The sequence below is a fragment of the Streptomyces sp. NBC_00075 genome (genome assembly GCF_045041225.1).
Taxonomy (GTDB): Bacteria; Actinomycetota; Actinomycetes; order Streptomycetales; family Streptomycetaceae; genus Streptomyces; species Streptomyces adonidis.
Window position 1 is genome coordinate 9,426,785 of sequence record NZ_CP108243.1, and the last position, 12,146, is coordinate 9,438,930.

Annotated in this window: 13 protein-coding genes; 7 read left to right on the plus strand and 6 right to left on the minus strand. The window is 71.8% G+C overall.

The features are described 5' to 3' along the window. Positions 1–104: 104 nt before the first annotated feature. Positions 105–1,277 carry an acyl-CoA dehydrogenase family protein gene (locus OG787_RS41325; RefSeq protein WP_405538717.1) on the plus strand — a complete coding sequence of 391 codons (1,173 nt, stop codon included), beginning with the start codon at positions 105–107 and terminating at the stop codon, positions 1,275–1,277. Here the strand turns inward: OG787_RS41325 and OG787_RS41330 are convergent. Then, entirely contained in the window at positions 1,240–1,512 is a 273-nt protein-coding gene (locus OG787_RS41330) for a hypothetical protein (RefSeq protein WP_405538719.1), read from the minus strand. The two genes, OG787_RS41325 and OG787_RS41330, sit on opposite strands and share 38 nt — an antisense overlap. 151 nt (positions 1,513–1,663) lie before the next feature. Continuing rightward, positions 1,664–2,104 (minus strand): hypothetical protein, encoded by a 441-nt coding sequence (locus OG787_RS41335; RefSeq protein ID WP_389360476.1) that lies wholly within the window; start codon positions 2,102–2,104, stop codon positions 1,664–1,666. Positions 2,105–2,371: 267 nt separating this feature from the next. Here OG787_RS41335 and OG787_RS41340 point away from each other — a divergent pair, with 267 nt between their 5' ends. The 5 genes from OG787_RS41340 (at position 2,372) to fxsA (ending at position 6,754) form a co-directional block, all read left to right on the plus strand. Continuing rightward, positions 2,372–2,812, plus strand: a complete 441-nt coding sequence (locus tag OG787_RS41340; RefSeq protein WP_369032082.1) for an Lrp/AsnC family transcriptional regulator — start codon at positions 2,372–2,374, stop codon at positions 2,810–2,812. Between the two features lie 326 nt (positions 2,813–3,138). Continuing rightward, the gene (locus tag OG787_RS41345; RefSeq protein ID WP_405538720.1) at positions 3,139–4,746 is read left to right on the plus strand and encodes an amidohydrolase; all 1,608 of its coding nucleotides are present in this window, start codon (positions 3,139–3,141) and stop codon (positions 4,744–4,746) included. 27 nt (positions 4,747–4,773) lie between these two features. Further along, a complete protein-coding gene (locus tag OG787_RS41350; protein WP_369032084.1) occupies positions 4,774–5,049 on the plus strand; it encodes a hypothetical protein in 276 nt (91 codons plus the stop codon). Positions 5,050–5,283: 234 nt separating this feature from the next. Then, positions 5,284–6,078: a polyprenol monophosphomannose synthase gene (locus tag OG787_RS41355; RefSeq protein WP_369032085.1), complete on the plus strand. Its 795-nt coding sequence runs from the start codon at positions 5,284–5,286 to the stop codon at positions 6,076–6,078. Positions 6,079–6,169: 91 nt separating this feature from the next. Beyond that, positions 6,170–6,754: an FxsA family membrane protein gene (gene fxsA / locus OG787_RS41360; protein ID WP_369032086.1), complete on the plus strand. Its 585-nt coding sequence runs from the start codon at positions 6,170–6,172 to the stop codon at positions 6,752–6,754. A 147-nt stretch (positions 6,755–6,901) separates the two neighbouring features. Here the strand turns inward: fxsA and OG787_RS41365 are convergent, their stop codons facing one another. The 4 genes from OG787_RS41365 to OG787_RS41380 form a co-directional block, all read right to left on the minus strand. Continuing rightward, on the minus strand, positions 6,902–7,276 hold the full coding sequence (locus tag OG787_RS41365; RefSeq protein WP_003977404.1) for an RNA polymerase-binding protein RbpA: 375 nt from the start codon (positions 7,274–7,276) through the stop codon (positions 6,902–6,904). Between the two features lie 267 nt (positions 7,277–7,543). Beyond that, positions 7,544–8,905, minus strand: a complete 1,362-nt coding sequence (locus OG787_RS41370) for an MFS transporter (protein ID WP_405538721.1) — start codon at positions 8,903–8,905, stop codon at positions 7,544–7,546. Positions 8,906–8,948: 43 nt separating this feature from the next. Then, complete coding sequence (locus tag OG787_RS41375) at positions 8,949–9,716, minus strand: glycerophosphodiester phosphodiesterase (protein ID WP_369032088.1); 768 nt, start codon at positions 9,714–9,716, stop codon at positions 8,949–8,951. Further along, complete coding sequence (locus OG787_RS41380) at positions 9,713–10,366, minus strand: YitT family protein (protein ID WP_405540734.1); 654 nt, start codon at positions 10,364–10,366, stop codon at positions 9,713–9,715. Before OG787_RS41380 ends, OG787_RS41375 begins: the two co-directional genes overlap by 4 nt. Positions 10,367–10,474: 108 nt before the next feature. On the opposite strand from OG787_RS41380, the gene OG787_RS41385 reads away from it, so the two are divergent. After that, positions 10,475–11,974 carry a PLP-dependent aminotransferase family protein gene (locus OG787_RS41385; RefSeq protein ID WP_405538723.1) on the plus strand — a complete coding sequence of 500 codons (1,500 nt, stop codon included), beginning with the start codon at positions 10,475–10,477 and terminating at the stop codon, positions 11,972–11,974. Positions 11,975–12,146 lie beyond the last annotated feature (172 nt).

The following is a 12,146-nucleotide window of genomic DNA, read 5'->3' on the forward strand; positions in this document are numbered from 1 at the left end:
GCGACCCGGAAGAGCCAGCATCGGCCGTGACCAGTGAGACCGGCGGACGCCCCCTACTCGGGCGCGCGTGTGCCGTCGCGCCCAACAGGGAGGAGAGCGTCGACATGCCCGACCACGCCCCGCAGCCGGTGGACCGTCAACTGCCCACGGACGAGGCCCGGGACCTGATCTCGCTCGTCCGCGACATCGCCCAGCGCGAGATCGCCCCGAAGGCGGCCGAGGAGGAGGACGCCGGACGCTTCCCGCGCGAAGTCTTCGCCCTGCTCTCGGAATCGGGGCTGCTCGGCCTCCCGTACTCCTCCGACCACGGCGGCGGCGACCAGCCGTACGAGGTCTACCTCCAGGTCCTCGAAGAGCTGGCCGCGGCCCGTCTCACCGTCGGACTCGGCGTCAGCGTGCACACACTGTCCTGCCACGCCCTCGCGAGCTACGGCACCAAGGAACAGCAGGCCGAACACCTGCCCGCGATGCTCGGCGGCGGCCTCCTCGGCGCGTACTGCCTCTCCGAGCCCGCGTCCGGCTCCGACGCCGCCTCCCTGCGTACGAAGGCGGTCCGGGACGGCGACGAATGGGTGCTCACCGGCACCAAGGCCTGGATCACGCACGGCGGCATCGCCGACTTCTACACGGTCATGGCGCGCACGGGGGAGGAGGGCCCGCGCGGCATCACCGCGTTCCTGGCCCCCGGTGACGCGGCCGGGCTCAACGCCTCCGCGCCGGAACGGAAGATGGGCATGAAGGGCTCACCCACCGCCCAGATCAACTTCGACGGGGTCCGGCTCGACGCCGGCCGGCGCATCGGCGAGGAGGGGCAGGGCTTCGCGATCGCACTGTCCGCGCTCGACTCCGGGCGCCTCGGCATCGCGGCCTGCGCGATCGGCCTGGCCCAGGCGGCACTCGACGAGGCGGTGGCCTACGCGACCGGGCGCCGCCAGTTCGGACGGCCGATCTCCGACTTCCAGGGGCTGCGCTTCCTGCTCGCCGACATGGCCACCCAGATCGAGGCGGGCCGCGCGCTGTACCTCGCGGCGGCACGGCTGCGCGACGCGGGGCGGCCGTTCGCCAAGCAGGCGGCCATGGCCAAACTCCTGTGCACCGACGCGGCGATGAAGGTCACCACGGACGCGGTCCAGGTGCTCGGTGGCTACGGCTACACCGCGGACTTCCCGGTCGAGCGCTACATGCGCGAGGCCAAGGTCCTGCAGATCGTCGAGGGCACCAACCAGATCCAGCGCATGGTCATCGCCCGTCATCTCGCGGGTCCGGAGACACACTGAACGGATCGACCACGATCCCGAGCCCGGCCGGCGGCGCCGCGAGCCGGACCCACTCCGGGTCGTGGCGCCCCGGCAGGGTGCGACCACGGTCGGCCCAAGTGCGCAGCAGGGCACGGTAGATGGGCGGGTCGGGCGGAGCCGGTGGGTTCGGTCGGCCCTGCGGAAGCGATTCTCCCGAGCCTGAGTCGTAGAACTGGCGCGAACGTCCCAGCGCCGCGTACGTGGGGGTCGTCATACCAGGGCAACGCGGTGACGGTCGATCAGGTCACCGCGCCCCGGATTCGGCCCTGAGTTCGCCCCTTGAGGGCGCGCACGACGGACCCGCACCACGGCACAGACCTGCGAACCATGGTGCAGGGGCAGTCAGGAGGTTCGAGCGGATGCGCTCAGGCGGCGTCGCGCCGCATCTCGGGGACCCGCATCGGGCGCGAGCCCGGGCCGCCGACGTGCGAGAAGGGCTGGGTCCGCCAGTCGAGCCCCTGAGGGAGCGTCAACAGCAGGGCGGTGTGCTGCTCCTGGGGCTTCGCGGACTCGTCGTCCGTGGGCCGGGCATCGGCCGCCGCCCGGCCCGTACCGGCGCAGACCGTGAGCCCGAACGGGTTCCACGGCGAAGCGCACAGCGCGTGCTCCGGCAGGATCTCCTCGTCGGCGAGCAGCGCGATGGGCTGCGCGCAGTCCGGGCAGATCACCCGGAACATCTCGAAGGTGTCGTAGTCGTCGAGTTCCTCGCCGTCGAGAGCGTCGGGTTCGACGCCCTCCGGCTCGGGTTCGACGACCAACTGGGGCCTCTTGGGCGCGGTGCGACCAGGGCGCTTAAGACTCTGCATGGGTTACTCCCCCTCGGGCTGGGCCGACAAGGCGCTGCGGCCTCGACCACAGCAAGCACTTCCCGCCCGGTCTCGGCGGTAATCACGAGACCATCACGGAGCACGTTCGAGGGCTGTGGCGTTCGTCACATGCCGCTCGCAGGTGCCCGTGGCGTTGCTTTTGTCCCTCAGTCGGCTCACAGGACACTCCCCGCCACATCACGAACAGGGCATGACCTGCACCGCTCAGGTATCGGAGGAGATCAACCGCACTGTAGGTTCTGCGCCATGGAGGAGCTGGACCGACAGATCGTGCAGCTGCTCGTCAAGGACGGGCGGATGAGTTACACCGACCTGGGCAAGGCCACGGGCCTGTCCACGTCTGCCGTGCACCAGCGGGTGCGCCGGCTGGAACAGCGTGGCGTCATCCGCGGTTACGCCGCGGTCGTCGACCCGGAGGCCGTGGGACTGCCCATGACGGCCTTCATCTCGGTGAAACCCTTCGACCCCAGCGCCCCCGACGACATCGCGGAACGCCTCCGGGACGTCCCGGAACTGGAGGCGTGCCACAGCGTGGCGGGCGAGGAGAACTACATCCTCAAGGTCCGCGTAGCCACCCCCCACGAGCTGGAGGAACTCCTGGCCAGGGTCCGATCCCTGGCAGGCGTCTCGACCCGCACAACAGTGGTCCTGTCGACCCCGTACGAGGCCCGGCCACCGAAGATCTGAACATCTGACGTCGGCCCCAGTCGCGGGCAGTCGGCCCCCCGCTCCGCCCCGCTGTGGGCTGGCGTTCCGCGCACCGCCATGGGCGCGGTAGTCCCGCTCCGCTCCACACGCCGAGGGGAGGCGTTCCGGGTACGGCTACGGGCAGCTGGCCCGCACCGCTGCGGCCAGGCATCCCGCGCAGCGCGGCGAGGCAGCGGCTCCGCACCGCTGTGGGCAGTCGTTCCGCTGGGGCGATGGGGGAGGGTGGGCACAGCCCACAGCGCCGGGCACCGTGCGAACCCGCCCCAGGTGCAGCACAGCTGGGCGCTCGCGAGAAACTGTTCCTCATGAGTGAACGCCCAGCCCAGCCCGACACCGTCCTCCTCCGCGGCGGCGAAGTCCACAGCCCCGCCGACCCCTTCGCGACCGCGATGGTCGTCGAGCGAGGCCACATCGCCTGGGTCGGCTCGGAAGGCGCCGCGGACGCCTTCGCGGGCGCGGCGGACGAGGTGATCGACCTCGACGGAGCCCTCGTCACCCCGGCGTTCACCGACGCACACGTGCACACCACCGCCACAGGACTCGCCCTCACCGGCCTCGACCTCTCCGACGCCCCCTCCCTCGACGCGGCCCTCACCCTCGTACGAGAGTTCGCCACCGCCCGCCCCGCCGACCGCGTCCTCCTCGGCCACGGCTGGGACGCCGCCCGCTGGCCCGGTGGCCGCCCGCCGACCCGCGCCGAGCTGGACGAGGCCACCGGTGGCCGCCCGCTGTACCTCAGCCGGATCGACGTCCACTCGGCGGTCGTGACGACGGCACTGCTCGACCTGGTCCAGGGCGACACCGCCCGCCCCGACGCCCCGCTGACCGGCGACGCCCACCACACGGTCCGGGCCGCCGCCCTGGGCGCGGTGACCCCGGCGCAGCGCACCGAGGCCCAGCGGGCCGCCCTCGCCCGCGCCGCCTCGCTCGGCATCGGCTCCGTGCACGAGTGCGCCGGGCCGGAGATCTCCTCGGAGGACGACTTCACCGGGCTGCTCCGCCTCGCCGCCGAGGAGCCGGGCCCCCGCGTCGTCGGCTACTGGGCCGAACAGGACGTCGAGAAGGCCCGTGCCCTGGGCGCGCTCGGCGCCGCCGGTGACCTCTTCGTCGACGGCGCCCTCGGCTCGCACACCGCCTGCCTGCACGAGCCGTACAGCGACCAGGCCGGCCACACGGGCACCGCCTACCTGGACACCGCCGCCGTCGCCGCCCATGTCGCCGCCTGCACCGAGGCGGGCCTCCAGGCGGGCTTCCACGCCATCGGGGACGCCGCCGTGACCTCCGTGGTCGAGGGAGTGCGCGCCGCCGCCGAGAAGCTCGGCCTGGCCCGGATCCGTGCCGCCCGGCACCGCGTCGAGCACGCCGAGCTGCTCACCCCCGAGACCATCGCAGCCTTCGCCGAACTGGGCCTCACCGCGTCCGTACAGCCCGCCTTCGACGCCCTGTGGGGCGGCGAGGACGGCATGTACGCCCAGCGCCTCGGCGCCGACCGCGCGCGTGCCCTGAACCCCTTCGCGGCCCTCCTGAAGGCCGGCGTCCCGCTCGCCCTGGGCTCGGACAGTCCCGTCACCCCGCTCGACCCCTGGGGCACGGTCCGTGCCGCCGCCTTCCACCGCACCCCGGAGCACCGCATCTCGGTCCGCGCCGCGTTCACGGCCCATACGCGCGGCGGCTGGCGGGCCGTCGGACGCGACGACGCGGGCGTCCTGGTGCCGGGCGCACCCGCGGACTACGCCGTGTGGCGCACCGGCGCCCTCGTCGTCCAGGCCCCCGACGACCGGGTCGCCCGCTGGTCCACCGACCCCCGCTCCGGTACCCCGGGCCTGCCCGATCTCACCCCGGGCGGCGACCTGCCCGTCTGTCTGCGCACAGTGGTGGGCGGACGAACGGTGTTCGTACGGCCGGGCGAGTGATCTCCCGGGGTGGCGCGGTGCGGATCGGTGGCCGACACGCCGTCGCGCGACCTGCGTATCCTCGGCGTTGACCAGGCGATTGAGGAAAGAACCGCAGGTCAAGCAGCTGTTGACAGCCGACGGCAGGTGGCCGGTAGGTTCGGCCGGGTCCACCACCGGACGCCCGACCGGGGAACCTCCGAGCAGTCGCCGCAGCGCCGCTGGGTCAGGGATGGTGTGCCGCACCGGCGCACCGTCACTGGCAGCCAGGCCCAGCGCCCGCGCCACGGCGACGGAACGTTCCACCCGGTCGGCAAGGTGTGACCCGGGTGGGGCCCGGACGTCCAGTAGACAACGGCTTTCGGTCGACCCGCAGCCAGCGGGTCCCAGGTCGGCCCGAAGGGCGCCGGGCCCCGATCCGCAGTGCGCACAGGTGACGAAGCGGACTCCCTTACCCGGCTCTTGTTGAATAGACACCCCTGTACGAACGTGCCGACACGTCGGCGCAGGCTGCGGCCACTATGGTGGACCCCTGCGTACGGACTTGAAGGGGCAGCAGTGAACGACGGCGACGGGACCCTCGCGGCAGAAGCCCAGGGGCGGCGGTTCGGCCCGCTCGGCACGGCCTTGGTGATCATTCCGACCTACAACGAGGCGGACAACATCAAGAAGATCGTGGGCCGGGTGCGCGAGGCCGTCCCCGACGTCCACGTTCTCGTGGCGGACGACAACAGCCCCGACGGCACCGGCAAGCTCGCCGACGAACTGGCCGTCGACGACGACCAGGTCCAGGTACTGCACCGCAAGGGCAAGGAAGGCCTCGGCGCCGCCTACCTCGCGGGCTTCCGCTGGGGCATGGAGAACGGCTACGGCGTCCTCATCGAGATGGACGCCGACGGCTCCCACCGGCCCGAGGAACTGCCCCGTCTGCTGACCGCCCTCAAGGGCGCCGACCTGGTCCTCGGCTCCCGCTGGGTGCCCGGCGGCCGGGTGGTCAACTGGCCCAAGTCCCGCGAGTTCATCTCCCGCGGCGGCAGCCTCTACTCCCGGGTCCTGCTCGACGTACCCATCCGGGACGTCACCGGCGGTTACCGCGCCTTCCGTCGAGAGACCCTCGAAGGCCTCGGCCTCGACGAGGTCGCCTCGCAGGGCTACTGCTTCCAGGTCGACCTGGCCCGCCGCGCGATCAGGGCCGGCTACCACGTCGTCGAGGTGCCGATCACCTTCGTCGAGCGCGAGCACGGCGACTCCAAGATGAGCCGAGACATCCTGGTCGAGGCGCTGTGGCGGGTCACGACGTGGGGCGTGGCGGAGCGAGTGAACAAGGCCCGCGGCAAGACCAGGAAGCCGTAGCAACCCTTCCCGGGTACGCCCGTACGACTTCACAGACTCCGTTGATCATCCTCTTATCCCGTGCTGAGCCCGGCCCAGGCACACTGGACGTATGACGACTGGCGCACCGACTCCCACATACCCCGCCCGGCCGCGGCGTTCCCGGCTGCGCACCTTCCTGCCCCTGGGCATCGCCGCCTGGCTGGTGCTGGAGATCTGGCTGCTGACCGTGGTCGCCGGCGCGGCGAGCGGCTTCACGGTCTTCCTGCTCCTGGTCGCCGGGTTCGTGCTCGGCTCCGTGGTCATCAAGCGGGCCGGCCGCCGGGCCTTCCGCAACCTCACGGAGACGCTGCAACAGCAGCAGGGCGGCGCCACGCCTACGGCGGCCACGGCCCGTCCCGGCGGCAGCGAGGGCAACGGCCTCATGATGCTCGGCGGCCTGCTGCTGATGCTGCCCGGCCTGATCTCGGACGCGGTGGGCCTGCTCCTGCTGATCCCCCCGGTCCAGAAGGCGATCAGCCGCTACGCGGAACGCACCTTCGAACGCAAGCTCCGGGAGGCGACCCCGGGCACCCTGGGCGACGCCTTCCAGCAGGCCCGCATGCACCGCCCGGACGGCAAGGTGGTCCAGGGCGAGGTCATCCGCGAGGACGGCACGGACGCACGGGGCGAGCAGCGCCCGCCGCTCAGTAACTAGAGAGGTGGGGTGCGGCCCATGGGGCCGTACCCCCGCTCACCGTCTCACCGCCCGGAAAACGCAAAACCGCAGGCACCGTACGCAACCCTCACGTACGGCACCCGCGGTATCACGCGTGCGTTGTATGCCGCCCAGCCCCCGGAGGGACTATGCGGACTTGCGGCTGTCCCGCGGATGTACCGCGATGTTCATCGCTCCGGAGCGGAGTACGGCCAGTCGCTCCTCGAGGACCTCTTCGAGTTCCTCGCGGGTGCGCCGCTCCATCAGCATGTCCCAATGCGTACGCGCGGGCTTGGCCTTCTTCTCCTCAGGGCCGTCGCCGTCCACGAGGAGTGCCTGGGCCCCGCAGACCTTGCACTCCCACTCCGGCGGAATCTCCGCCTCGACCGAGAAGGGCATCTCAAAGCGATGCCCCTTCTCGCATGCGTACTCCACGGCCTGGCGCGGGGCCAGGTCGATGCCGCGGTCCGTCTCGTAGCTGGTCACCACGAGGCGCGTGCCGCGAAGAGCTCGCTCACTCATGAATCGTGCCTCCCGGGCTTGTCGCCCACAGGACAGGTGTCGCTGTCGTCGTCATCCGGTCAACGTCCGGTCGGCGGTAAAGATTCCCGTCCCGTGTCCCGTTTCGGGTCATGCGTCGCCGTCGTAGCCGCCCCTTGTTGTACCCACCAGCGCCCGGTTTGTCACATCTGCAAGCAGATGTCACCCAGCGTTTCATCATCTTTGACGCGCAGTAACGGTACGCCTGGCAGGCCAACGGCGTACACTACCGCTCTTTTGCCGTGGATGCTAAATCCTTTCGGGAACGGGATTGCCCGCGTCGCGGATCGCCCGGCCCACCGGAACCCGCGCGAGCAGCGCGAACCCGAGGACGAAGAAGGCCACGAGCGAGATGATCGCGTCCCGGTAGCTTCCGGTCAGTTGATAGGTGATCCCGAACAGAAGCGGACCGAGCCAGCTCATACCCCGGTCGCTCATCTCGTAAGCCGAGAAGTATTCGGCCTCTTTGCCGGGCGGCACGAGATGCGAGAACAGCGACCGGGACAGGGCCTGGCTGCCGCCGAGGACCAGGCCGATCCCGGCGGCCAGCACGAAGAACCACACCGGCGCGCCGGCCGGCAGGAAGTACCCCGCCGCCAGGGTCAGCGTCCACGCCACCAGCGATCCGAGAATCGTCCGCTTGGCCCCGTAGACCCGGGCCAGTCGGCCCATCGCCAGGGCTCCGGCCACCGCGAGCACCTGCACCAGCAGGATCGCCCCGATGAGGGTGGACTGGCCGAGCCCGAGTTCCTCGGAGCCGTACACCGAGGCCTGGGAGATCACGGTCTGGATGCCGTCGTTGTAGACGAGATAGGCGAGCAGGAAGGAGAGGGTGAGCGGGTGGCGGCGCATGTCCCGGACGGTCGCCGCGAGCTGTCGTAGCCCCGGGGATGTGGGCTCCTTCGGGGCGCCCTCCTCGGCGGCGGCCCGGCGGTCGCGCAGCCTGCGCAGCGGTACGAGGGTGAAGGCGCCCCACCACAGGCCCGCCGAGGCCAGACAGATACGGACGGCCATGCCTTCGGAGAGCCCGAGGGAGTCGTGGGCCGTGTACAGCACCAGGTTGAGAACGAGGACCAGGGCGCCCGCCGCGTAGCCGAACGCCCACCCACGCGAGGAGACCGCGTCGCGCTCCTCGACCGGGGCGATCTGGGGGAGGTAGGAGTTGTAGAGCATCATCGAGACGGACAGGGCCGCGTTGGCGACGACCAGCAGCAGCCCGCCGAGCAGATAGCGGTCGCCGTCCAGGAAGAACATGCCTGTCGTCGCCGTGGCGCCCACATAGGCGGCGGCCCCCAGCAGCGGTTTCTTCCGGCCCGTGCGGTCGGCGGTGGCGCCCACCAGGGGCATCACCAGCACCGCCAGGATGATCGACAGGGACACCGAGTACGCGAAGAACGAGCCCGCGCGGACCGGTATGCCCAGTGGATGGACGAACCCGTCCGCGTCGGCCGCCTCCTCGGCGACCGACGTCAGATAGGGGCCCAGGAACACGGTGAGCACGCTCGTCGAGTAGACGGAGCACGCCCAGTCGTAGAAGTACCAGCCGCGCTGCTCCCGCTTGCGCCCGGCGGCCTCGTCGGCCGCTTCGTCCCGCACGGTGTCGGTGCCCACCCGTGCCCCTCGCTTTCCCCGTGAAGGCGGTGCGCGCGGGGCGTCAGAACCAGGTGCCCCGGTCCTCCAGAACCTTGCGCAACGTGTCGATGTGATCGGTCATGATGCCATCGACTCCCAGGTCCAGGAGCCGGTGCATGCGATCGGGATCGTTGACCGTCCACACATGGACGTGCAGCCCGCGCGCGTGGGCGGTGCGTACGAAGGCCCGGTCGACCACCGGGATGCCGGACTGCGACTCGGGAACCTGGGCCGCGACGGCCGACCGGCGCACCCCCACGGGCACTCTCCAGGAGCGCAGCCGCAGGTTGAGGACGCCCCGGGTGCCGTACGAGGTCGCCAGCCGCGGACCCGCGAGGCGCTGGGCACGGACCACGCGTGCCTCGGAGAAGGAGCCGACGCAGATCCGGTCCCAGCAGCCGGTGCGCTCGATCAGGTCGAGCAGCGGGCGCAGTGCGGGCTCGGCCTTGACGTCGACGTTCCAGCGCGCCTCGGGAAAGGCTTCGAGCAGGTCCTCGAAGAGGGGCACCGGCTCGCTGCCCGCCACGCGCGCGTGCTGGACGTCGGACCACGGGAGGTCCGCGATCAGGCCGCCGCCGTCCGTCACCCGGTCCAGCGTCGAGTCGTGGAGGGCGACGAGTTTTCCGTCCGCCGTGCAGTGGACGTCGGTCTCCAGGTAGCGGTAGCCCGCTTCGACCGCCCGCCGGAACTGGAGCATCGTGTTCTCCAGCCCGTCCGCCGCTCCGCCCCGGTGGGCGAAGGGGATCGGGCCGGGATGGTCGAGGTAGGGATGGCGTATCCGCGTGGTCACGGTCGCAGTATCGCCTCTTCCGGTTGACCGGCGGCAACGGCCGGGCTGCGGTCCGATGCCGCCGGGGCGGCGAAGACGCGCAGGAACAGTTGCGCCAGCGGTCCGATCGCCACCGCGTACAGCACCGTGCCGACCCCCACCGTGCCGCCCAGGGCGAAGCCCGTCGCCACCACCGCCAGCTCGATCGCCGTACGCACGAGGCGGATCGAGCGGCCGGTGCGCCGGTGGAGGCCGGTCATCAGGCCGTCGCGCGGGCCCGGGCCGAAGCTCGCCGCGATGTAGAGGCCGGTGGCCACGCCGTTGAGGACGATGCCGGCCACCAGGAGCGGGACGCGGGCGGCGAGGGCGTGCGTGTCGGGGACCAGGGCGAGCGTGGCGTCCATGGCGAGGCCGACGACGAAGACGTTCGAGACCGTGCCGAGGCCCGGGCGCTGGCGCAGCGGGATCCACAGGAGCAGCACGGCGGCCCCCACGAAGATCGACACGACGCCGATCGTCAGCCCGGTCAGCTCGGCCAGCCCCTGGTGCAGCACGCCCCAGGGCTCCAGACCGAGGCCGGACTCGACGAGCAGGGCCGAGCTGGCGCCGTAGAGCGTGAGGCCGATGTAGAGCTGGATCAGCCGTCGTCCGAGACGGTCCTGCACCGACAACGAACTCACGAGCTGCCCCCTGTGGTGGTAGTGGCCTGGCACGTGACACCCTGTGGCTTGGGAATGGATCGCATCCATGGCCAATTCGGGGAAGGTGGACTGATTCGTATGGTGCAGTGGACTTCGGCGGTGGGTACCGCGCAGCTCGCCCGGCTGCTCACCTCCCAGCAGGACCGCCCCGCGGGCCCCGGCACCCGTCGCCCGCCCGCCTACCGCTCACTGGCCGACGGCATCCGTCTGCTGGTCCTGGAAGGCCGGGTTCCGGTCGCAGCCCGCCTCCCCGCCGAACGCGAGCTGGCCCTCGCCCTCTCCGTCAGCCGCACCACGGTCGCCGCCGCCTATGAGGCACTGCGCGCCGAGGGCTTCCTGGAGTCCAGACGCGGAGCGGGCAGCTGGACCGCTGTACCCGCGGGTAACCCACTTCCCGCGCGCGGGCTCGAACCGCTGCCCCCTGAGGCACTCGGTTCGGTGATCGACCTCGGTACGGCGGCCCTGCCCGCGCCCGAGCCCTGGCTCACCCGTGCCGTCCAGGGCGCCCTGGAGGAACTGCCCCCGTACGCGCACACGCACGGCGACTACCCGGCCGGGCTGCCCGCGCTTCGCGCGATGATCGCCGAGCGGTACACCGCGCGCGGGATCCCCACCATGCCCGAACAGATCATGGTGACGACCGGCGCGATGGGCGCCATAGACGCGATCTGTCATCTCTTCTCCGGCCGGGGCGAACGCATCGCCGTGGAGTCGCCCTCGTACGCAAACATCCTTCAGCTGATGCGGGAGGCGGGCGCCCGGCTCGTGCCCGTCGCGATGGCCGATGGGCTCGCCGGCTGGGACCTGGACCGCTGGCGCCAGGTGCTGCGCGAGGCGGCGCCCCGGATCGCGTACGTCGTCGCCGACTTCCACAACCCCACCGGCGCCCTCGCCGACGAGGACCAGCGGCGCCAGCTCGTGGACGCGGCCCGCTCGGCGGGCACGGTCCTCGTCGCCGACGAGACGATGACCGAGCTGTGGCTGGACCCGGACGTGGAGATGCCGAGGCAGGTGTGCGGCTTCGACCCCGCCGGGTCCACGGTCATCACGGTGGGTTCGGCGAGCAAGGCCTTCTGGGCCGGGATGCGCATCGGCTGGGTCCGGGCGGCCCCGGACGTCATCCGCAGCCTCGTCGCCGCGCGTGCCTACGCGGACCTGGGCACGCCCGTACTCGAACAGCTGGCCATCAACTGGCTGCTGAGCACGGGCGGCTGGGAGCAGGCGGTCCAGATGCGCCGCGAACAGGCCCGCGACAACCGGGACGCGCTGGTCACGGCGGTACGACGGGAGCTGCCGGACTGGGAGTTCACGGTGCCGCGGGGCGGGCTCACGCTGTGGGTGCGTACGGGTGGGCTGTCGGGGTCGCGGCTCGCCGAGGCGGGGGAGCGGGTGGGGGTACGGGTGCCCTCGGGGCCGCGCTTCGGGGTCGACGGGGCCTTCGAGGGGTATGTGCGGCTGCCGTTCACCGTGGGGGGAGCGGTGGCGGACGAGGCGGCTGTCCGGCTGGCTGCGGCGGCGCGGATCGTGGTGAGCGGGGGGTCCGGGGGAGCGGAGTCTCCTCGGAGTTTCGTGGCGTAGCAGTCATACATAGCTGCGGGCATGCGTGCCGCCAGGGGCGGCACGGGTGGGCGCAGCGGCACCCCATGAGCGGGGCGAGCGATGTTGCTGCCCGGGGGTGGGGCGCGCGGCCCGGCGCTTACGGGGTGCCGCCTGAGCCCACCCGTGCCGCCCTTGGCGGCACGCATGCCCG